This is a genomic window from Streptomyces sp. SAI-170, assembly GCF_049739565.1.
Taxonomy (GTDB): Bacteria; Actinomycetota; Actinomycetes; order Streptomycetales; family Streptomycetaceae; genus Streptomyces.
Window position 1 is genome coordinate 6,143,613 of sequence record NZ_JBMGQD010000001.1, and the last position, 19,885, is coordinate 6,163,497.

Here is a 19,885-nt window from a genome sequence, read left to right on the forward strand (position 1 = left end):
GCCGATGACGGGCTTCCTCGCCGAACTGGGCCGCAGACTGGCCGACCGCTGGTTCACCCTGCTGGTCCTGCCGGGGCTGGCCTACCTCCTGGTCGCCGCGGCGGCCCTCCGCCTCGGCCAGTCGGACTGGCACGACTGGCGAGACCTGTGGAACGGCTTCACGGCCCTCACCGAGGGCACCTCTGCGGCGGACCGGGACGCCCTGGCGGCCCGCACGGCCCTGCTGATCCTGGCAGCCGTCCCGGCCTCCGCCGCCCTGGGCGCCCTGGCCCAGTCCCTCGCAGCCCCGGTCGAACGCCTCCTCACCGGCGACTGGCCCTGGAAAGCCCTGGCCACCCGCCGGACGACCCGCAGGGCAGAGGCCTGGCACACGGCGAACGAGGCCTACGAACACGACGAGGACCCGGCACACGCCGCCCGCCGCAACGCGCTCTCCCTGATCCCTCCGCAACACCCCACCTGGCTGGGCGACCGCCTCCACACCCCCACCGTCCGCCTCTCCCAGGAGTACGGCATCGACCTGGCCGTCATCTGGCCCCGCCTCTGGCTCCTCCTCCCGACCCCGACGAGAGACACCCTCACGGCGGCCCGCTCCCGCCTGGACACGGCGTTCACCCTGGGCGGCTGGGCCCTGCTGTACGCCGTACTGGCGGTGGGGTGGTGGCCATCAGTCCTGATAGCAGCGGCGATGGCCATGGTGTCCCACCGCAGAGCGTCACTGGCCGCAGAGGCATACGCAGAGCTGGTCGAATCGGCCGTAGACCTACACCTGGACCGCCTTTTGACCCGCCTGGCGGAACCCCGCCCTTCACCACAACAGGGCCGAGCTCTCACAGAACGCTTAAGGAGAGGTAGTTAAGGGGCGCGGGGAACTGCGCGACAAGCCACAGACGGCCCGCACGCCATATATTCACAGAAACCACCCCAGAACGGCGGAGGTCCCGTTGGAGATCCTGGCATTCGGCGTGCAGACAGACGAAAAGCCCCTCCTCGAACACGCCTTCCACGGCCACCACGACCTCCGCTGTGTGGACGTCTTCCTGACGGAGGACACCGCTCCCATCGCCGCCGGCTACGAGGTCATCTCCACCAGCGTCAACGCCGACCTGGGCCCGCGCGTACTACAGACCCTCGCCGCAGGGGGCACGCGGATGATCGCCCAACGCTCCACCGGCTTCAACAACATCGACCTGGCCGTGGCCGAACGCCTGGGCCTGACCATCTCCAGGGTCTCCTACTACTCGCCCTACGCCGTGGCCGAGTTCGCCTGGACCCTCGCCATGGCCGTGAACCGGCGCGTCGTACGCGCCTCCACCCGCACCCGCGACTTCGACTTCCGCCTCGACGGCCTGATGGGCCGCGACATGCACGGCCGCACCGCCGGAGTCCTCGGCACCGGCAAGATCGGCGAGGCCTTCGCGAGGATCGCGCACGGCTTCGGCATGCGCCTGCTCGGCTGGGACGTCGCCGAGAACCCGGAGTGCATGCAGCTCGGCATGCGCTACGTCTCCAAGGACCAGCTTCTCGCCGAGTCCGACCTGGTCACCCTGCATGTGCCGCTGATGCCGGAGACCCGGCACCTGATCGACGAGACCGCGCTGAAGGCGATGAAGGACGACGCGATCCTGGTCAACTCCAGCCGCGGCGGCCTGATCGACACGGCCGCACTGGTCACCGAGCTGCGCGCGGGGCGGTTCACGGGGGTCGGCCTGGACGTGTACGAGGCCGAGGCGGGCCTGTTCTTCCTCGACAAGTCCCTCTCGGCCGTCGAGGACGACACCCTGGCCCGCCTCGTCACGTTCCCGAACGTGCTGGTCACGTCCCATCAGGCGTACTACACCGTGGACGCCGTCGGCCAGATCGTCGACGCCACGGTGAAGAACGTCCTCGACTACAAGGCCGGCCGCCGCTCGGAGAACGTGCTGGTGCCGCGCAGCTGACCGACCAGCTCCCGCACGATCACCGCGCCGTTCAGTGTGAGCACCGACTCGGGGTGGAACTGGACCCCGGCGAAGCCGGGACCGCGCAGCGCGTGCACCTCGCCGTTCGCCGCCCGGCCGACCTCGATGCCGTGCGCGGCCAGCTCCTCGGCCGCCGCGTCGTCGCAGCTCGCCACGAAGCTGTTGTAGAAGCCGACGGTCTCCGGCCGCCCGAACAGGTCGACCGTCGTCTGCGCGCCCTGGTAGGGCACGTCCTTCCGTACGATGTCCAGCCCCAGCTCGGCCGCGATCAGCTCGTGCCCGAGGCAGACGCCGAGGACGCCGTGCCGGTGCTCCCGGACGACCCGCGAGGTCAGCTCGCGCAGGAACCGCATCTTCGGGTCGGCCAGGTCCGACGGGTCACCCGGACCCGGCCCGAGCACGAGTGGCCCCTCGTGCGCGAGGACCGTCTCGGCGAGGCCGGGCTCGTCGTAGCGGCGCACGCTCACCTCCAGGCCGCTGGACCGGAGCACATGCGCGAGCATCGCCGTGAAGGTGTCCTCCCCGTCCACCACCAGGGCGTGCCCGGTCAGCGCCGCGGCCTTGTCCACGGGCCCCTGCATCCGCAGCCAGAACGGGGCGAGCCCCGCCCGGCGCCCGTCCAGCGCGGCCCGTACCCGCGGGTCGTCCGCCAGCCGGGGCCGTACGGATTCCGTGCGCGGCCTGCCCGGACGTACCCCCAGGGCCGCCAGCACACCGGCCGCCTTCGCATGCGTCTCGGCGACCTCGCTCGCCGGGTCCGAGCCGCGGACGAGCGTGGCGCCGACGGGGACGCGCAGCCGGCCGTCGGCCAGGACGTCGGCGGTGCGGATGAGGATGGGGGAGTCCAGCGTCTGCACCCCGTTGGCGTCCCGGCCGAGCAGCGCGAGCGCGCCCGCGTAGTAGCCACGCCCACCGACCTCGTGCCGCTCGATCACGCGGCAGGCGTTCTGCACGGGAGAGCCGGTGACGGTCGCGGCGAACATGGTCTCCTTCAGCACCTCCCGCGCGTCCAGCGTGGACTTGCCGCGCAGCTCGTACTCGGTGTGCGCGAGGTGGGCCATCTCCTTCAGCCGGGGACCGATCACCACCCCGCCCATGTCGCCGACCGTGCACATCATCTTGAGCTCCTCGTCGACGACCATCGACAGCTCCTCGATCTCCTTGCCGTCGGCGAGGAAGTCCAGCAGATGCTCGGGCGTCGGGCCCTCGGCCGGGTAGCGGTACGTGCCGCTGATCGGGTTCATCACGACCGTGCCGCCGGACATCCGCACATGCACCTCGGGGCTCGCGCCCACCAGCGTGCGCTCCCCGGTGTGCACGACGAACGTCCAGTAGGCGCCCCGCTCGCCCTCCAGCAGCCGCCGGAACAGGGCCAGCGCGTCGGCCCGGCCGAAGCCGGGGATGTGCCCCTCGTACGTCCGCCGGATCACGAAGTTCGCGCCCTCGCCGCTGCCGATCTCGTCGCGCAGCACGCGCCCGACGATCTCGGCGTACTCCTCGTCCGCCACGTCGAAGGCGCCGCCCTCGACCCGCACGTCGTGCGCGGGGAGCCCGTCCAGGGCCTGCGCCAGGGGCAGGGTGTGGGACTCCTCCGGGGTGAGGACCGTGAGCGGCGTGCCGTCGTCGCGGACGTCGAAGCCGCGCTCGCGGATCTGCCGGAAGGGAATCAGGGCCAGGCCCTCGTCGGGGAGGTCGGCGAGACGGTCGTACGACGTCACCGGGCCGATCAGCAGCTCGACCGTGTCGTGGTCATGGCCCGGAGTGCGGCGCCGGAGCAGGGCGAAGGGACGGGAGTCGTGCAGGAGCTGTGCGAGATCCATGAGTTCCTCTTCCGGGCTTGAGCGGTGAGGAGGAACGACCCCGGGAAACACGGAAGGCCGCCCCTCGGGCGGCCTTCGCGAAGTCTTGCGTACGCGCAGTCAGTGGGCCGCCGGACGAGCGGGCCACCACCAGTTCTGGGTCGAATGCGCGAACATGTCAGGCACCCTACCCCATGTCCGAGGGGTGTACCCCGTGTCTCAATTGCTGGGCATGGGGTAGGACGCCCGACACGACCCCGTAGTGTTGAGGGCGTGACCGTGAACGCTAAGACCAGCGCAAGCGCTGGCAACACCTGGCGAGACCTGCCCGCGGCGCAGCAGCCCGAGTACCCCGACACCGAGGCTCTGCGCGCAGTGATCGCGGACCTCGAGTCGTATCCGCCGCTCGTCTTCGCGGGCGAGTGCGACCAGCTGCGCGCCCGGATGGCGGCCGTCGCCAAGGGAGAGGCGTTCCTCCTCCAGGGTGGCGACTGCGCCGAGGCCTTCGACGCGGTGTCCGCCGACCAGATCCGCAACAAGCTGAAGACGCTGCTCCAGATGGGTGCCGTCCTCACCTACGCGGCCTCCGTGCCCGTGGTGAAGGTCGGCCGGATCGCCGGCCAGTACTCCAAGCCGCGCTCCAAGCCCACCGAGACCCGTGACGGCGTCACCCTCCCGGTGTACCGGGGCGACTCCGTCAACGGCTTCGACTTCACCGAGGCCTCCCGCATCCCGGACCCGGAGCGGCTGAAGCGGATGTACCACGCGTCCGCCTCCACGCTGAACCTGGTGCGCGCCTTCACCACCGGCGGTTACGCCGACCTGCGCCAGGTGCACGCCTGGAACCAGGACTTCGTGAAGTCGTCGCCGTCGGGCCAGCGCTACGAGCAGCTCGCCCGCGAGATCGACCAGGCGCTGAACTTCATGCACGCCTGCGGGGCCGACCCGGAGGAGTTCAAGACCGTCGAGTTCTATTCCTCGCACGAGGCGCTGCTGCTCGACTACGAGTCGGCCCTCACCCGAGTGGACTCGCGCACGGGGCACCTGTACGACGTCTCCGCGCACATGGTGTGGATCGGTGAGCGCACCCGGCAGCTGGACCACGCGCACATCGAGTTCGCCTCGAAGATCCGCAACCCGATCGGCATCAAGCTCGGCCCGACGACGACGGCCGAGGAGGCGCTGCAGTACATCGACCGCCTCGACCCCGACCGGGAGCCGGGCCGGCTGACCTTCATCGTCCGCATGGGCGCCGACAAGGTCCGCGACAAGCTCCCCGAGCTGATCGAGAAGGTCACTGCCTCCGGTGCCACGGTCGCCTGGGTGACCGACCCGATGCACGGCAACACCTTCGAGGCGGCCTCGGGCCACAAGACCCGCCGCTTCGACGACGTGCTCGACGAGGTCAAGGGCTTCTTCGAGGTCCACAAGGCGCTGGGCACCCACCCGGGCGGCATCCACGTGGAGCTCACCGGCGACGACGTCACCGAGTGCGTGGGCGGCGGCGACGAGATCTTCGTCGACGACCTGCACCAGCGCTACGAGACGGCCTGCGACCCGCGGCTGAACCGCAGCCAGTCGCTGGACCTGGCGTTCCTCGTGGCGGAGATGTACAGGGACCAGTGACGGGCCTGCCTGTTACCCCGGCATAAGTGGGGCGCGGATCACATACGATCCGCGCCCCACTGCTCTTTTGCGGTTCCTGTGGGATGGGTAAGGTTAGGTTAGCCTCACCGATCAAGGGGATGGCGCTACGGAACCCGGCGGGAGGTGAACCGCGTGTACGTCTGCTCTTGCTTCGGCGTCACCGAGCAGCAGGTCAAGCAGCACGCGGAGAACGGCGCCTGCACGCCGCGCCAGATAGCCTCGGCCTGCAAGGCCGGCACGGACTGCGGGTCGTGCGTCCGCCGTATTCAGGCCCTCCTGGGCCGGGGCGCGTGCCCTCGTCGTGAGCTCGCCGACCAGGGCAAGCCGGTCCTCGCCGGGCTGGAAGAAGCCGCTTAGGTCCGGGCCCGGATCAGCTGGGCCGCTCGGCCCCGGATCAGCTGGGCTGCTCGATCTGCTGGGCGATGTAGAGCGCCTCACCGATCTTGTCGATCAGCTCCAGCTGGGTGTCCAGGTAGTCGATGTGGTGCTCCTCGTCCTCGAGGATCGACTCGAAGAGGTTCGCGGACGTGATGTCGCCCTTGGAGCGCATCACCTCGATGCCCCGCTTGAGGCGGTCGATCGCCTCCACCTCGACCTGCCGGTCGGCCTGGAACATCTCGGTGACCGTCTGGCCGACCCGCACATGGAACAGGCGCTGGTAGTTGGGCAGGCCGTCCAGCATCAGGATGCGCTCGGTGATCTTGTCCGCGTGCTTCATCTCGTCGATGGATTCTTCACGCGTGTACTTGGCGAGCTTGGTCCAGCCCTTGTTGTCCTGGATCCGGTAGTGCAGCCAGTACTGGTTGATCGCCGTCAGCTCGCCGGTCAGCTGCTCGTTGAGGAATTCGAGGACCTCGGGGTCGCCCTGCATCGCAGAGGCTCCTTCCGCACGGGGGGAACTGGCAGATAGCGCCGCATGATTGCACCGCCCGAGGAAGATCGTCCAGTAAGTGCGTACTTAGTAAGTAAGTGCATGCTTAGCGCCAGTTGTCCGATTCCGAACCTGCGTGGTCATGTGCACCGTGCCGGGTCTGTCAGGATGGAGCCATGGGTCATCCGGTGGAGCGCGAATGGGGAGAAGCAGCACCGACCGAGCTCCCGCCGGGGCAGCGACTGCAGCGGGGCTGGCCGGTCACGCACTACGGTCCCGTGCCCAAGTTCCGGCCCGAGCGCTGGGAGTTCAGGGTCTTCGGGGCCACCGCCGACGGTGAGAAGCGCTGCTGGACCCACGAGGAGTTCACGGCCCTGCCGTACACCACCGTCGTCGCCGATCTGCACTGCGTGACGAAGTTCAGCATGCTCGGCGCGGAGTGGGGCGGTATCCCCGCCCGGACCGTCCTGGAGATCGCTCCGCCCGCCGACGACGTCACCCATGTGATGGTGTGGGCGGAGTACGGATTCAGCTCGAACCTGCGCCTGACCGACTTCGCCTCGGAGCGCACCCTCTTCGCCACCCACAAGGACGGCGAACTGCTCACGGCCGAACACGGCTTCCCGCTGCGCCTGATCGTCCCGCACCTGTACGCCTGGAAGGGGCCCAAGTGGGTCCGGGGCGTGGAGTACATGACCGCCGACCGTCGCGGCTTCTGGGAGGAGCGCGGCTATCACAACATCGGCGACCCCTGGAAGGAACAGCGCTACTCCTACCAGGAAGAGCCCGGGGACGGCCCCGAGCTCTGAGTCCTGATCGCCTTGTGGGTCAGTGGTGGTACTGGTGCACCACCGCGTGGCCCTTGCCGCGGCCGATCATCCACTTGTTGACCGGCGTGGTGATGAAGAACGCCGCCACGAGGGCGATGGCCAGCACCCACCAGAACTTCGCGTCGTCCAGGTGGGCGTCCATGGCGCCCGGCCACAGGGCGATCACGCCGTTGTCGATCAGCTCCATCACGGCGATCGAGAGGGTGTCGGCGGCCAGCGCGACCCGGATCGCGGCCTTGAGGTCGACGCCCGCCTTCAGGACGCCCCGCAGGGTGAGCGAGTAGCCGAAGAAGAAGGCCAGCACGATCGCCAGGACCATCGTCGGCATGTTGCCCCAGCCGAGCGCGGTGCCGATGATCATGCCGAGCACTTCGCCGATGGCGCAGCCGGTGAGGCAGTGCAGGGTCGCCTGCGCGGCCATCGCCCAGCTGGCGCCGCCGGTGTGGTGGTCGTGGTGGGCGTGCCCCTGATGACCGGCGTGGCTCGTGTGGTCGTGGCCCTGGTGGCCTTCGTGACCCTCGTGCTGCTCGTGGTGCTCGTGCGCGGTGTGTGCGTCGTGCTGCATGTCTGCCCCCATAGCCGGACTGCGGTTCCTGCGCGCTCAGTAGGAACCGTATACCCCCTAGGGGTATTCCCGCCAGGGTTTTAGGGGAGTGGATCTATCCGTCGCGGAGCTTCTTCAGCCGCTCCACGTCGTCGGCGTGCCCCTCCTTGCCGCCCGGAGTCTCGATGATCAGCGGTACGCCCTCGGTCGCCGGGTGCGTCATGAGGTCACGGAACGGGTCCTCACCGATGTGACCGGCGCCGATGTTCGCGTGCCGGTCCTTGTGCGCGCCCACCACGTCCTGGGAGTCATTGGCGTGGATCAGCTTCAGCCGGCCCTCCCCGACGGTGTCCACCAGCAGGTCCAGGGTCTGGTGCGTGCCGCTCGGCCCGGTCAGGTCGTGCCCGGCGGCGAAGATGTGGCAGGTGTCCAGGCACACGCCCAGCTTCGGGTGGGCGTCCAGCGCCTCGAAGTACGGCCCGAAGTCCCAGGTCCGCGCGCACAGCGAGGAGCCCTGGCCGGCGGTCGACTCCAGCAGCAGATACGGGTCGTCGTCGTGGGTCAGCTCGTCGAGCAGCGGCAGCAGATGCTCGCGGACCTGCTTCAGCGCCACCGCCCGGTCCCGGCCGCCGGTCGCGCTGCCCGTGTGCACGACCACCCCGAGCGCACCGATCTCCCGGCCCCTCCTGAGCGAGTGCCGCAGCGACACGACCGACTTCTCGACGGTCGCCTCCGTGTGGGACCCGAAGTTGATCAGGTACGGCGCGTGCACATACGCCGGGATCGACTCGGCCGCGCACGCCGCCCGGAACGCCTCGTCCTCCCGCGGGTTCCCGGCCGGAGTCGCCCACCCGCGCGGGTTGGCGACGAAGACCTGCACGGTCTCGGCCTTCAGATCACGGGCGTAGGTCAGCCCTACGCTGCTCAGACCTCCGGCGACGGGCACATGGCTGCCGACGGGATTGCGGGACGGGCCGGGGAGGGGGCGTTCAACACTCACCCGTTCAGGGTGTCATGCCGTACGGCCTGCCCTTGCCGGCCGGTGCCCGCCCCTCCCGTCCCTGCCTCGGCTCAGCGGATCTCGATGGTGATGGTCGAGCCCTTGGGGGCGGTGTCGCCGCCTTCCACGGACTGGCTCTTCACCGTGTCGCCGAACAGACCGAGGATGCCGCGGTCCTCGTCGACCTCGAAGCCGGCGCCCTCCAGCTTGTCGTGGGCGTCGTCCACGCTGTCGCCGACCACGTCCGGGACCTCGACCATGACCGGGCCCTTGGACAGGGTCAGCGTCACGGTGTCGCCCTCGGCGGCCTGACCGCCCGAGTCCGGGGACTGCAGGGCGACCTGCCCCTTGTCGTACTCGGAGTGGATCTGCGCCGAGGCGACCTTGACCTTCAGGCCCGCCTCCAGGAGCTGCGCGCGGGCGTCCTCGAGGTCGTCGCCGAGGACGTCGGGGATGTCCACCGGGCTGCCCTTGCTGACGACCAGGGCGATGGCGGAGCCCGCGTGGCGCTCGACGCCGCCCTCCGGGTCGGTGCGCAGCACCGCGCCCCTCGGCACCTCGTCGCTGAACTCGCGCGTGACCATGCCCGGCTCCAGGCCCTCACGCTTCAGGGCCCGTCTCGCCTCGTCCAGCGGCTCGCCGCGCAGCGCGGGCACCCGGACGACCTCCGGGCCCCGGGAGACGGTGAGGGTCACCGAGTCGTTGTCCCGGATACGGGCGCCCGGCGCCGGGTCGGTGCCGATCACCAGGCCGCGCTTGACGGTGTCGCTGTAGGCCCGCTTGACCTCGCCGACCTCCAGACCCGCGTCGGACAGCCGGTCGCGGGCCTGCTCCTCGGTCTTCTCCAGCACCAGCGGCACCTTGGTGAACTGGCCGGAGTTGATGTACCAGACGCCCGCGCCGAGGCCCAGCACCAGCAGCACCGCCGCGACGATCGACACCACCCCGCGCCGCGGCAGCGACCGGCGGCGCGGCGGCAGCGGAGCCGGGGAGGCCAGCCGGCTGGTGTGCCGGTCCTCGTCCTCGTTGACCGGCAGCGGCCGCGGCACGGTCAGCGAGGGCGGGATCACGCTCGTACGGTCCTCGGCGTTGTCGTGGTCCGCGGCGGTCGCCTGCGGCGGCACCGCGTCCAGCTGCGCGTCGGTCAGCCCGGCGCGCGCCTCGCGGACCTGCGCGAGCAGCGCCACCGCGTCGTACGGCCGGATCTCCGGGGTGCGCGCGGTCGCCGAGGCGACCAGCTCGTCCAGCGCGTACGCCATACCGGGCACCTCGGCCGACGGCGGCGGGACGTCCTCGTGGACGTGCTTGTAGAGGATCTGCGCGGGGGAGTCCCCGAAGTGCGGCTTGCCGCCGGTGAGCATCTCGAACAGCATCACCCCGCACGCGTACACGTCCACGCGCGGGTCTGCGGCGCCCCGCTCGATCTGCTCGGGCGCGAGATAGGCGGCCGTGCCGAGGACCGAGCCGGTGGTGCTCGTCACCGTGTCCACCGAGCGCACGAGCCCGAAGTCGGCGACCTTCACCCGGCCGTCGTCCCCTATCAGGACGTTCTCCGGCTTCATGTCGCGGTGCACGAACCCGGCCCGGTGCGCGGCGCCCAGCGCGGCCAGCACCGGCTCCAGGATGTCCAGTGCGGCCCGCGGCTGCAGCGCCCCGCGCTCGCGCACCACGTCCCGCAGGGTGCAGCCGGCGATGTACTCCATCGCCAGATACACGTACGACCCGTCCGTGCCCTGGTCGAAGACCTGCACCACATTCGGGTGCGCGAGGCGCGCCACGGACTTCGCCTCGCGGATGAACCGCTCGACGAACGCCCCGTCGGCTGCCAGCGCCTGGTGCATCACCTTCAGCGCGAGCACGCGGTCCAGGCGGGTGTCCACGGCCCGGTAGACCGTGGCCATCCCGCCGACCGCGATCCGCGCCTCGACGCGATAACGCCCGTCGAGCACCTGCCCGACCAGTGGGTCCTGAAGGGTCGTGTCCACGCAGGTGAGTCTACGAGCCACGACTGACACCCCGACCACGTCCGCCCGGATCGAGGACGGACTGCAGCCGACCTGTGACGCACGCGGCCGACAACGCCCCGCGCCGCTGGACAGACCTCAGAAGGCCGGCCGCTCGGGGTCCAGCCGCGCGACGCCCTCCACGGGGGACGAGGCCTCGGCGAAGTGCCGCTTGGGAATGCGCCCGGCCCGGTACGCCAACCGCCCCGCCTCCACGGCACTCCGCATGGCGGAAGCCATCAGCACCGGCTCCTGCGCCCGCGTCACCGCTGAGGCGAGCATCACACCGGCACACCCCAGCTCCATGGCGAGCGCCGCATCCGACGCCGTACCGGCACCCGCGTCCAGAATCACCGGCACACGCGCGTGCTCGCAGATCAGCTGGAAGTTGTGCGGGTTGCGGATGCCGAGCCCCGAGCCGATCGGCGACCCCAGCGGCATGATCGCCGCGCAGCCGGCGTCCTCCAGCTTCCGGGCGAGGACCGGGTCGTCATTGGTGTACGGCAGGACGGTGAAGCCGTCCTCCACCAGCGTCTCGGCCGCGTCCAGCAGCTCGATCGGGTCCGGCAGCAGGGTGCGCTCGTCGGCGATGACCTCCAGCTTGACCAGGTCGGTGCCGAGCGCCTCGCGGGCCAGCCGGGCCGTCAGCACGGCCTCCCCGGCGGTGAAACAGCCCGCGGTGTTGGGCAGCACCCGGATGCCGAGCTTGTCGAGCACCGACAGCACCGAGCCGTGCACCGAGGGGTCCACGCGCCGCATGGCGACCGTCGTCAGCTCCGTCCCGGACGCCACCAGCGCCCGCTCCAGCACCTCCAGGCTGGGCGCGCCCCCGGTCCCCATGATCAGCCGGGAGCTGAACGTCGTACCACCGAGGACGAACGGATCGTCGGCCATGGGTCAGCCTCCCTGTACGGCGGTGAGGACTTCGACGCGGTCGCCCTCGGCGAGCGCGGTGGAGGGCCACTGCGTGCGCGGCACGACGGTCTCGTTGAGCGCGGCCGCCACTCCGGAGGGCGCCGCGGTGAGGGACTTCACGAGCGTGTCGAGAGCCGTCCCCGGCTCGATCTGCCGACGCTCGCCGTTGACGGAGATGGTGACCGAGAGGTTCATACGGGCTGCTCCGTGAGTGCGGTGGTGAAGCGACGGGGCGTGAAGGGGCGGGCCTCGTCGGGGAGTTCACCGGTGGTCAGGACATGCGCCATGGCGTCGCCGGTGACCGGGGTCAGCAGTACGCCGTTGCGGTAGTGGCCGGTGGCCAGCAGCAGGCCGTCCAGCTCGGTCGGGCCGAGCAGCGGCGCGTTGTCGGGGGAGCCGGGGCGCAGACCCGCGCGGGTCTCCGTCAGCGGCAGTTCCGTGATGCCGGGGACCAGTTCATGGGCGTCGCGCAGCAGCTCGTACACGCCGCCCGCGGTGACCGTGGTGTCCCAGCCGAGTTCCTCGCTGGTGGCCCCGACGACCAGCTCGCCGTTCTCGCGCGGCACGAGATAGACATGGCTGCCGCGCACCACCGCGCGGACGGTGCGGTTGAGGAAGGGCGCGTACCGCTGCGGCACGGTCAGCCGCAGCACCTGCCCCTTCACCGGCCGCACCGGCGGCAGTACGTCGTCCGGGACGCCGGCCAGCCGCGCGCTGAGGCTGCCCGCCGCGAGGACGACCTGCCCGGCCTCCAGCAGGGCGCCCGCGCGCGTGACGACGCCCGCGGCCCGCTCCCGTACGACGGTGAGCCTCTCGGCCCAGTCGCGGTGGACGACCACGCCCGCCCGCTCGCAGGCCGTCACCAGGGCGGCCGCGAGGCGTCGCGGGTCGATCTGGTGGTCGCCGTCCACCCGCAGCCCGCCGCGCACGCCCGGCGCCAGCATCGGCTCCAGGCGCCGGCACTCCCGCCCGGACAGCCACTGCGAGTCCAGCCCCGACTGCTGCTGGAGCGCGTGCAGTTCGCGCAGGTGCGCGCGGTCGTCGGCGTCCAGCGCGACGGCCAGCGTGCCGCACTGCCGGTAGCCGAGGTCGTGCCCGGTGAGGTCGGTCAGCTCGGCGGCGAACTCCGGGTAGCGGCGCGCCGAGGCGAGGTTCAGGCCGAGCAGGGTCTGCTCGCCGAAGTGCAGTTCGGTGACGGCGGCCAGCATCCCGGCCGCCACCTGCGCGGCTCCGCCGCCCGGCTCGGGGTCCACGACAGCCGTGGCGAGACCGCGTTGCGCGGCCCGCCACGCCGTCACCAGACCGATGATGCCGCCCCCTACGACGAGGACGTCTGACGTACGCGACATGGGCGTCCAGCCCCTCCCTTCGCCGGCATGACCCGGATCAGGTTCGTACGGTCGGAGGCCGGCCAGCCTCCCTCTCAGCCCGGTGCGTCCGGGCTCCCGCGAGTGCTTTACGTTTGCCCCACCCTAACCGCAGCCGCCTCGCCCTCGTAAGGGAGCCTTCTGCCGTGCCCCGTTCGCTCGACGGTCTCGTCCTCGCCCCGGTCGCCGACCAAGCCCCAGGTCAGGTGGGCACCCGCACCCGGTTCACGTACCACGAGAAGGACGGCGAGATCTGGGCCGAGTACGCGGGCGGCGATGTCGTGCGCGGCTGTCTGGTGGGAACCCGGGACGCAGACCGGCTGGACTTTCGGTATGTCCAGCTGGGGCCCGACGGCACCACGTCCTCGGGGCATTGCGTGTCCCGGGTCGTGGAACTGCCCGACGGCCGGGTCCGCCTGGAGGAGACCTGGGAGTGGGAGTCGCGGCCGGGCAGCGGGACGAGCGTTGTGGAGGAGGTCACGGCACCGGGCCCCTGACTGACGAGTTGTCAGGTGTCTATGGTGATCAGGTGAGCGAGCAGACGCAGGAGCGGGAAGTGTCGGGAGTAGCCATGCCGCAGCGTGTCGTCGTCGTGGGCGCGGGCATGGCCGGCGTGCAGACCGCGGTCGCCCTGCGCGAACAGGGCTTCAAGGGCACCGTGACCCTGATCGGCGCCGAACCCCACCAGCCCTACGACCGGCCCCCGCTGTCCAAGGCCGTCCTCCTCGGCACCGCCGAGGGCTCCGCCTTCGACGTCGACTTCGAGGCGCTCGACATCGGGCTGCACCTCGGCCGCGAGGCCCTCGGCCTGCGCCCCGCCGACCACGAGCTGGACACGGAGCAGGGCCCGGTGCCGTACGACGCCCTGGTCCTGGCCACCGGCGCCGAACCGGTCCGGCTGCCCGGCGCCGAGGGCGTGCCCGGCGTGCATCTGCTGCGCACCCTGGACGACGCCGAGCGGCTGCGGCCGGTCCTTCGGCGCCAGCACGACATCGTGGTCGTCGGCGCGGGCTGGATCGGCGCCGAGTTCGCCACCGCCGCGCGCGAGGCGGGGTGCGCGGTGACCGTCGTGGAGGCCGCCGACCGGCCGCTCGCCGGGGCGCTGCCCGCCGAGGTCGCCGCCCCGATGACCTCCTGGTACGCCGAGGCCGGCGCCTCTTTGCGCACCCACGCGCGCGTGGCCCGCGTCGAGCCCGGCGAGGTCGTCCTGGACGACGGCACCCGGCTGCCCGCGGGCGCGGTCGTCGTCGGCATCGGCGCCCGCCCCGCCACCGCGTGGCTCGCCGGCTCCGGGGTCGAGCTGGGCGCGCACGGCGAGGTCGTCGCCGACGCCCACCTGCGCACCTCCGCGCCGGACGTCTACGCGGTCGGCGACTGCGCGTCCTTCCCCTCCGGCCGCTACGGCGAGCGGCTGCTGATCCACCACTGGGACAACGCCCTGCAGGGCCCGCGCACGGTCGCCGCGAACATCGTCGGCGCCTCGACCGGCGAGGCCCCGGTGGTCCACGACCCGGTGCCGTACTTCTGGTCCGAGCAGTTCGGCCGTTTCGTCCAGTACGCCGGCCACCACACCTCGGCCGACATCCTTCTGTGGCGCGGCGACCCGTCCGGTCCGGCGTGGTCGGTCTGCTGGCTGCGCGAGGGCCGCCTGGTCGCCCTTCTGGCGGTGGGCCGGCCGAGGGACCTGGCCCAGGGGAGGAAGCTGATCGAGTCGGGCGCACGAATGTCCCCCGAGCTGCTGGCGGACCCGGCGCGCCCTTTGAAGGCGGCTGCGCTGTGACGCCCTCAGGGGCGGGGGGAACTGCGCGATCAACCACGACGAAGGCCGCGGCCGCGGTACGGCGGATGCAGCCGCGGTCGATCGCGGCGCCCCCACCCGGGTGGCCTCGACTTCCGACTGTCAGTGCCGGATGGCAGGCTTGTCCTTGTGACCGAGATTGACGCAAAGATCGATGCTCTCGTCCCCGCCTGGCTCACCCTCCCCGACATCGCAGAAATGCTCGGTGTCGAGGTGACGCGTGTGCGGCAGCTGGTCAAGGAGGGCCAGCTCATCGCCGTACGCCGTGGTGAGAACCGCGCACTGCACGTCCCCGCCGCCTTCATCGACGGGGACAAGGTCGTCAAGGGCCTCACCGGCACCCTGACGCTCCTGCGGGACGACGGCTTCACCGACGAAGAGATGCTGGAGTGGCTCTTCACCCCCGACGACAGCCTGCCCGGCACACCCGCGCAGGCGCTCAGCGAGAATCGCGGCACGGAGGTGAAGCGCCGCGCCCAGGCGCTCGCCGTCTGACCTGATCAGCACTCCGGAGGTACGGGCCGGGGCCACGCCCCGGCCCGTACAGCCACCGACAACGGGGGGACATCCACCCATGCCCGCGACCGCACGCGCCCAGCTCGCCGACGCCCGGCTCTACCTCTGCACGGACGCCCGCAGGCGCCAGGGCGACCTGCCCGAGTTCCTGGACGCGGTCCTCTCGTCCGGCGTCGACATCGTGCAGCTGCGCGACAAGGGCATGGAGGCCGGTGAGGAGCTGGAGCACCTGAAGGTCTTCGCCGACGCCTGCGCCCGGCACGGCAAGCTCCTCGCGGTCAACGACCGCGCGGACGTCGCGCACGCCGCCGGGGCCGATGTCCTGCACCTGGGCCAGGGCGACCTGCCGGTGCCCGCGGCCCGCGCGATCCTCGGCGAGGACGTCCTGATCGGCCGCTCCACGCATGCCGAGGAAGAGGCCGCCGCGGCCGCCGTCCAGGAAGGCGTGGACTACTTCTGCACCGGCCCCTGCTGGCCCACCCCCACCAAGCCCGGCCGCTACGCCCCCGGCCTCGACCTGGTCCGTTACACGGCGGGCCTCGGCACCGACCGCCCGTGGTTCGCCATCGGCGGCATCGACCTCGGCAACCTCGACGAGGTGCTTGAGGCGGGCGCCCGCCGGGTGGTGGTCGTGCGGGCCGTCACCGAGGCCGACGACCCCGCGGCGGCGACGGCGGAACTGGCCAAGCGTCTGCGGTCCGCCTGAGGGCCGTGCGGAGCTGTGGGCCGCATGGCGAGACGCCAGGGGGTCCCGATCAGGTCATTTCGGGCGCCACGTGTCCACTCCGTGGACAGTAGACGGACAATTCGGGCAAATTTCCTTCATTCGGTTGGGGGACCGCCGACCCCTGGATAACCTGCGGGTATGGCCCTAGGAACCGCATCCACCAGGACTGATCGCGCACGCACCGTGCGCGACATCCTCGCCGGCGGCAAGACGACGTACTCCTTCGAGTTCTCGGCGCCGAAGACCCCCAAGGGCGAGAAGAACCTGTGGAGCGCGCTCCGCCGGGTCGAGGCGGTCTCCCCGGACTTCGTCTCCGTCACCTACGGTGCCGGCGGCTCCACCCGCGCGGGCACCGTCAAGGAGACCCAGCAGATCGTCGTCGACACGACGCTCACCCCGGTCGCCCACCTCACCGCCGTCAACCACTCCATCGCCGAACTGCGCAACATCATCGGCCAGTACGCCGACGCCGGTATCCGCAACATGCTCGCCGTGCGCGGCGACCCGCCCGGCGACCCGATGGGCGAGTGGGTGCCCCACCCCAAGGGCCTGACCTACGCCGCCGAACTCGTCCGGCTCATCAAGGAGTCGGGCGACTTCTGCGTCGGCGTCGCGGCCTTCCCGGAGATGCACCCGCGCTCCGCCGACTGGGACACCGACGTCGAGCACTTCGTCGACAAGTGCCGGGCCGGTGCCGACTACGCCATCACGCAGATGTTCTTCCAGCCGGAGTCCTATCTGCGGCTGCGCGACCGCGTGGCGGCGGCGGGCTGCGAGACCCCGGTGATCCCGGAGGTCATGCCCGTCACCAGCGTCCGGATGCTGGAACGGCTGCCCCAGCTCAGCAACGCCCACATCCCGTCCGAGCTGAAAGAGCGCATCCTCGCAGCCAAAGACAATCCCGCCGCTGTACGCTCCATCGGTATCGACTTCGCCACCGAGTTCTGTGCGCGGCTGCTGGCCGAGGGTGTCCCCGGACTGCACTTCATCACGCTCAACAACTCCACGGCGACCCTGGAAATCTACGAGAACCTGGGCCTGCACCACCCCCCGCAGGCCTAGACCTGCCGCACCGGTATACGACACACTGCGTAGCGGTCACTGGGAGAGGGGCGTACATGGGCTGGGCGGTCCTCTACATCGCGTTCGGCGTCGTCGCACTGTGGCTGCTGGGCGAGGTGCTGCTGCAGTACAAGGCACGGCTGCGCTGGCGGCTGCTCGCTTTCGCGGGATTCCTGGGCGTCGTCGCCGGTGTGCTGATCTCCTCGGTCGTCGTGATCGGCCTGGGCGCCATCGCGTTCGCGGTCGGCCAGGTCTACGTCACGATGTCCTTCCGCCGCGGCTTCGCGGCGGGCTGGGCGGTCAAGCGGCCGGACTCCGCCGGCGGCGGCTCCCGCCGCGGCCGCGGCGAACGCCGTGACCCGACCCTGGAGGTCTCCGGCCTGGAGGCCGCCGACGCGGACGGCCCTGTCACGGACGGCTACGACCGCCCCGGCTCGGCCTACGGCCAGGACGACGACTACGACCGCGACGACGTCTTCACCCCCGCCCGCGCCCACGACCCCGGCGCGGCCGAGAGCAGCGCCGTCTACGAGCCCCAGCCGCTCCCCGAGGACACCGGCTCCTACGGCGTGTACGGCGACACCGGCTACACCCCGGCCCCGCAGACGCAGGACCAGTACGCGGCCACCGCCCAGAGCGCCGACCAGACCTACGGCTACGACGCCTACTCCGGCTACGGCCAGCAGGGCTACGGCTACGACACCGGCGGCCAGCAGCAGTACGCCGCCTACTCCGACCCGTACATCGGCACGCAGACCTACGACGGCGCGTCCTACGACACCAGCTACGGCGGCCAGCAGCAGTTCGGCCAGCAGGCCTACGGCCAGGACCAGTACGGCACCGACGGTTACGGCCAGACCCCGCCCGGCGGCGTCTGGGTGCCGCAGCAGCGCACCGACGAGCAGTACGGGGAGCTGCCGCAGGAGCAGCCGTATCCGTACCAGGGCGACGGCCACGGCCAGGACCAGGGCACCGGGTACGACGAGCAGCACTACCGCTACTGAGCCCCGCTGCTCACTGCGAGCCGCGGAACTCCGGCCCCTCCACGATCAGCCCGGCCACCAGGGCGCCGGACATGCCCGCGTGGGGCAGGCCCCCACCGGGATGGGACCAGCCGCCGACGCGGTAGAGGCCGGGCAGCCGCGTGATGTTCGCCGGGCGCAGGAAACGGCCCTCCCCGGCGGCGAGCGCGGGTGCGGGAACCGAACCGCAGCCCGTCTCCGCCGCGGTGTGCGCGGGGGTGCGCGCCTCATGCCACAGCATCCGCTCCCGCAGCCCGGGTATCGCCGACCCGGCCCCGTCGAGCAGCAGGTCCGTGTAGCGCCGGACCGTGTCCTCCTGATCCCACCCGGCTTCGGCCGGCACCACCGCGGAGACCACCACGGCCTCGTGCCCGTCGTCCGGGACGAGAGCGGGGTCGTCGGGGCGCAGCACGGTCACGGTGGGACGTGGTGGCTCGTCCCCACCGGGAGAGGCGAGGAAGTCCAGCTCCGCCTCGCGGTCCGGCGCGTGGACGACGGTGCGGTGCGCCACCCCCGGCTCGCGCCCGCCGCGCAGCGCCAGCAGAAGGGTGAACCGGCCCGGGGCGGCGGAGGCGGAACCGGCATCAGGGCGCACATCGCCGTCCGTGTCCAGCGGATGCCCCGTCAGGGCGCTCAGCCGGACCGGGTCGACGTCCGCCACGACATGGTCCGCCTCGGCCACGGTGCCGTCGGCCAGCTCCACCCCGGCCGCCCGGCCGTCCTTCTCCACGATGCCCGTGACCTCGGCGCCGAAGACGAACTCGACCCTGCGCCGCACACACCGCTCGTACACCGCGCGGGCCAGCTCCCCGAGCCCGCCGCGCACGTACCAGGTGCCGAAGGCGTGCTCCATGTACGGCAGCACGGCCGCGCTCGCCGGAGCGGTCCGGGGGTCGAGGCCGTGGGCGAGGACCTGGGTCTCCAGGAGGTCGGCCAGGCGCTCGTCGCGCAGCTCCCAGGCGCCGATCTCACGCAGCGTGCCCGCCCGGCGTGTGCGCAGCAGCCGCTTGTGCGGGACGGACGGATACGGCTCGCGCTCCGCCAGCACCGACCAGTTCGGCCACAGCGGCTCCTCCAGCAGCGGCCGCCGCGTACGGTCCCAGGCCTCCCGGGCCCGGACCAGGAAGTCGCCCCAGCGGGCGCCCGCACCCGCGCCGAGGGCCTCGTCGAGCGCGGAGACCACGCCCGCGCGGGACGCGTTCGGCAACGGCACGGTGGTGCCGTCCGGGAAGACATGGCAGGACGACGGGTCGATCTGGACCAGCTCGACGCAGGACTCCAGGGGCTCCTTGCCCGTCTTGATGAACAGGTCGCGCCAGACCGCGGGCAGGGGCAGCAGCCCCGGCCCGGTGTCGAAGCGGAAGCCGTCCCGCTCGAAGCGGCGCACCGCTCCGCCGTACGTGTCCGTCCGCTCGTACACCGCCACCCGGTGGCCCGCGACGGCCAGCCGGGCGGCGGCCGCCATCGCGCCCATCCCGGCGCCGATCACCGCAATCCGTGCCATGCCTGCGACTTTATCGGCCACCACTGACAATCCGGCCTCGGGGCCGTCCGGCACCGGGGGCGGGCACCCAGGCGTGAGTACCCGTACCTAGGCGCCGAGATGAGTACGCGCGCGGATGGGGCGGGACCTGCCCGGACGAGAGAGTGGAGGCACGGAAAGGGGCAGGGCGCCGGCACCGCCGACACGGGGCGGCGGAACGGCGCCGCCCTGGACCGCTCCTTCCGCCGACCCGGTCGGCGGGAGCGAGGCACGGGGGAACCCGGGGGACGACCGAACGGGGGCCCGACGGGGGAAACACGGGGGAGCACAGGGAACGGGG

General features: G+C 71.6%; 21 protein-coding genes and 1 riboswitch. Of the genes, 11 read left to right on the plus strand and 10 right to left on the minus strand.

The features are described from left to right. Window positions 1-4: 4 nt before the first annotated feature. Entirely contained in the window at window positions 5-859 is an 855-nt protein-coding gene (locus RKD23_RS27610) for a hypothetical protein (protein ID WP_424856136.1), read from the plus strand. Window positions 860-944: 85 nt separating this feature from the next. Further along, window positions 945-1,940 (plus strand): 2-hydroxyacid dehydrogenase, encoded by a 996-nt coding sequence (locus tag RKD23_RS27615; protein ID WP_424856137.1) that lies wholly within the window; start codon window positions 945-947, stop codon window positions 1,938-1,940. Here the strand turns inward: RKD23_RS27615 and RKD23_RS27620 are convergent. Next, a complete protein-coding gene (locus tag RKD23_RS27620; RefSeq protein WP_424856138.1) occupies window positions 1,892-3,781 on the minus strand; it encodes an anthranilate synthase family protein in 1,890 nt (629 codons plus the stop codon). The two genes, RKD23_RS27615 and RKD23_RS27620, sit on opposite strands and share 49 nt — an antisense overlap. A 99-nt stretch (window positions 3,782-3,880) precedes the next feature. Beyond that, window positions 3,881-3,937, minus strand: a complete 57-nt coding sequence (locus tag RKD23_RS27625; protein ID WP_404036358.1) for a trp operon leader peptide — start codon at window positions 3,935-3,937, stop codon at window positions 3,881-3,883. Window positions 3,938-4,033: 96 nt separating this feature from the next. On the opposite strand from RKD23_RS27625, the gene RKD23_RS27630 reads away from it, so the two are divergent. Together RKD23_RS27630 and RKD23_RS27635 are read left to right on the plus strand one after the other, a co-directional pair. Beyond that, entirely contained in the window at window positions 4,034-5,386 is a 1,353-nt protein-coding gene (locus RKD23_RS27630) for a class II 3-deoxy-7-phosphoheptulonate synthase (protein WP_424856139.1), read from the plus strand. A gap of 153 nt (window positions 5,387-5,539) precedes the next feature. Then, window positions 5,540-5,764, plus strand: a complete 225-nt coding sequence (locus RKD23_RS27635) for a (2Fe-2S)-binding protein (protein WP_404034451.1) — start codon at window positions 5,540-5,542, stop codon at window positions 5,762-5,764. Between the two features lie 37 nt (window positions 5,765-5,801). Here the strand turns inward: RKD23_RS27635 and bfr are convergent, their stop codons facing one another. Further along, a complete protein-coding gene (gene bfr / locus RKD23_RS27640) occupies window positions 5,802-6,278 on the minus strand; it encodes a bacterioferritin (RefSeq protein ID WP_020272982.1) in 477 nt (158 codons plus the stop codon). Between the two features lie 176 nt (window positions 6,279-6,454). Here bfr and RKD23_RS27645 point away from each other — a divergent pair, with 176 nt between their 5' ends. Continuing rightward, window positions 6,455-7,087 carry a sulfite oxidase-like oxidoreductase gene (locus tag RKD23_RS27645; protein ID WP_424856140.1) on the plus strand — a complete coding sequence of 211 codons (633 nt, stop codon included), beginning with the start codon at window positions 6,455-6,457 and terminating at the stop codon, window positions 7,085-7,087. 19 nt (window positions 7,088-7,106) lie between these two features. Here RKD23_RS27645 and RKD23_RS27650 read toward each other — a convergent pair whose 3' ends face one another. The 6 genes from RKD23_RS27650 to thiO all read right to left on the minus strand — a co-directional run bounded on the left by RKD23_RS27650 (window position 7,107) and on the right by thiO (window position 12,919). Further along, entirely contained in the window at window positions 7,107-7,673 is a 567-nt protein-coding gene (locus tag RKD23_RS27650; RefSeq protein ID WP_424856141.1) for a DUF4396 domain-containing protein, read from the minus strand. A 94-nt stretch (window positions 7,674-7,767) separates the two neighbouring features. Next, the gene (locus RKD23_RS27655; RefSeq protein ID WP_424856142.1) at window positions 7,768-8,652 is read right to left on the minus strand and encodes a deoxyribonuclease IV; all 885 of its coding nucleotides are present in this window, start codon (window positions 8,650-8,652) and stop codon (window positions 7,768-7,770) included. 71 nt (window positions 8,653-8,723) lie between these two features. Next, on the minus strand, window positions 8,724-10,637 hold the full coding sequence (gene pknB / locus RKD23_RS27660) for a Stk1 family PASTA domain-containing Ser/Thr kinase (RefSeq protein WP_424856143.1): 1,914 nt from the start codon (window positions 10,635-10,637) through the stop codon (window positions 8,724-8,726). 117 nt (window positions 10,638-10,754) lie between these two features. After that, the gene (locus tag RKD23_RS27665; protein ID WP_404034440.1) at window positions 10,755-11,549 is read right to left on the minus strand and encodes a thiazole synthase; all 795 of its coding nucleotides are present in this window, start codon (window positions 11,547-11,549) and stop codon (window positions 10,755-10,757) included. Between the two features lie 3 nt (window positions 11,550-11,552). Beyond that, window positions 11,553-11,765, minus strand: a complete 213-nt coding sequence (thiS, locus tag RKD23_RS27670) for a sulfur carrier protein ThiS (protein WP_404034438.1) — start codon at window positions 11,763-11,765, stop codon at window positions 11,553-11,555. Further along, complete coding sequence (gene thiO / locus RKD23_RS27675; RefSeq protein ID WP_424856144.1) at window positions 11,762-12,919, minus strand: glycine oxidase ThiO; 1,158 nt, start codon at window positions 12,917-12,919, stop codon at window positions 11,762-11,764. Before thiO ends, thiS begins: the two co-directional genes overlap by 4 nt. Further along, a riboswitch (TPP riboswitch) is annotated at window positions 12,917-13,029 on the minus strand. It overlaps the preceding gene by 3 nt. A 54-nt stretch (window positions 13,030-13,083) precedes the next feature. On the opposite strand from thiO, the gene RKD23_RS27680 reads away from it, so the two are divergent. From RKD23_RS27680 to RKD23_RS27705, 6 genes are all read left to right on the plus strand, one after another. Next, a complete protein-coding gene (locus RKD23_RS27680) occupies window positions 13,084-13,434 on the plus strand; it encodes a hypothetical protein (RefSeq protein ID WP_424856145.1) in 351 nt (116 codons plus the stop codon). Between the two features lie 32 nt (window positions 13,435-13,466). Continuing rightward, complete coding sequence (locus RKD23_RS27685) at window positions 13,467-14,717, plus strand: NAD(P)/FAD-dependent oxidoreductase (RefSeq protein WP_424856146.1); 1,251 nt, start codon at window positions 13,467-13,469, stop codon at window positions 14,715-14,717. 147 nt (window positions 14,718-14,864) lie between these two features. Continuing rightward, window positions 14,865-15,230, plus strand: coding sequence for an Rv2175c family DNA-binding protein (locus RKD23_RS27690; protein ID WP_399640164.1), 366 nt, complete (start codon window positions 14,865-14,867; stop codon window positions 15,228-15,230). A gap of 79 nt (window positions 15,231-15,309) precedes the next feature. Then, on the plus strand, window positions 15,310-15,957 hold the full coding sequence (thiE, locus tag RKD23_RS27695) for a thiamine phosphate synthase (protein ID WP_424856147.1): 648 nt from the start codon (window positions 15,310-15,312) through the stop codon (window positions 15,955-15,957). Window positions 15,958-16,116: 159 nt separating this feature from the next. Beyond that, window positions 16,117-17,040 carry a methylenetetrahydrofolate reductase [NAD(P)H] gene (gene metF, locus RKD23_RS27700; RefSeq protein ID WP_424856148.1) on the plus strand — a complete coding sequence of 308 codons (924 nt, stop codon included), beginning with the start codon at window positions 16,117-16,119 and terminating at the stop codon, window positions 17,038-17,040. 56 nt (window positions 17,041-17,096) lie between these two features. After that, complete coding sequence (locus RKD23_RS27705) at window positions 17,097-18,044, plus strand: hypothetical protein (protein ID WP_424856149.1); 948 nt, start codon at window positions 17,097-17,099, stop codon at window positions 18,042-18,044. Window positions 18,045-18,054: 10 nt separating this feature from the next. Here the strand turns inward: RKD23_RS27705 and RKD23_RS27710 are convergent, their stop codons facing one another. Beyond that, on the minus strand, window positions 18,055-19,566 hold the full coding sequence (locus RKD23_RS27710) for a phytoene desaturase family protein (RefSeq protein WP_424856150.1): 1,512 nt from the start codon (window positions 19,564-19,566) through the stop codon (window positions 18,055-18,057). Between the last annotated feature and the right edge of the window lie 319 nt (window positions 19,567-19,885).

What these genes read in the sequence shown, in the direction of transcription:
- RKD23_RS27610 (WP_424856136.1), top strand. Translation starts at nt 5, where the DNA reads ATGACGGGCTTCCTCGCCGAACTGGGCCGCAGACTGGCCGACCGCTGG.
- RKD23_RS27620 (WP_424856138.1), bottom strand. Translation starts at nt 3,781, where the DNA reads ATGGATCTCGCACAGCTCCTGCACGACTCCCGTCCCTTCGCCCTGCTC.
- bfr (WP_020272982.1), bottom strand. Translation starts at nt 6,278, where the DNA reads ATGCAGGGCGACCCCGAGGTCCTCGAATTCCTCAACGAGCAGCTGACC.
- RKD23_RS27645 (WP_424856140.1), top strand. Translation starts at nt 6,455, where the DNA reads ATGGGTCATCCGGTGGAGCGCGAATGGGGAGAAGCAGCACCGACCGAG.
- RKD23_RS27650 (WP_424856141.1), bottom strand. Translation starts at nt 7,673, where the DNA reads ATGCAGCACGACGCACACACCGCGCACGAGCACCACGAGCAGCACGAG.
- RKD23_RS27665 (WP_404034440.1), bottom strand. Translation starts at nt 11,549, where the DNA reads ATGGCCGACGATCCGTTCGTCCTCGGTGGTACGACGTTCAGCTCCCGG.
- thiS (WP_404034438.1), bottom strand. Translation starts at nt 11,765, where the DNA reads ATGAACCTCTCGGTCACCATCTCCGTCAACGGCGAGCGTCGGCAGATC.
- thiO (WP_424856144.1), bottom strand. Translation starts at nt 12,919, where the DNA reads ATGTCGCGTACGTCAGACGTCCTCGTCGTAGGGGGCGGCATCATCGGT.
- thiE (WP_424856147.1), top strand. Translation starts at nt 15,310, where the DNA reads ATGCCCGCGACCGCACGCGCCCAGCTCGCCGACGCCCGGCTCTACCTC.
- metF (WP_424856148.1), top strand. Translation starts at nt 16,117, where the DNA reads ATGGCCCTAGGAACCGCATCCACCAGGACTGATCGCGCACGCACCGTG.
- RKD23_RS27705 (WP_424856149.1), top strand. Translation starts at nt 17,097, where the DNA reads ATGGGCTGGGCGGTCCTCTACATCGCGTTCGGCGTCGTCGCACTGTGG.
- RKD23_RS27710 (WP_424856150.1), bottom strand. Translation starts at nt 19,566, where the DNA reads ATGGCACGGATTGCGGTGATCGGCGCCGGGATGGGCGCGATGGCGGCC.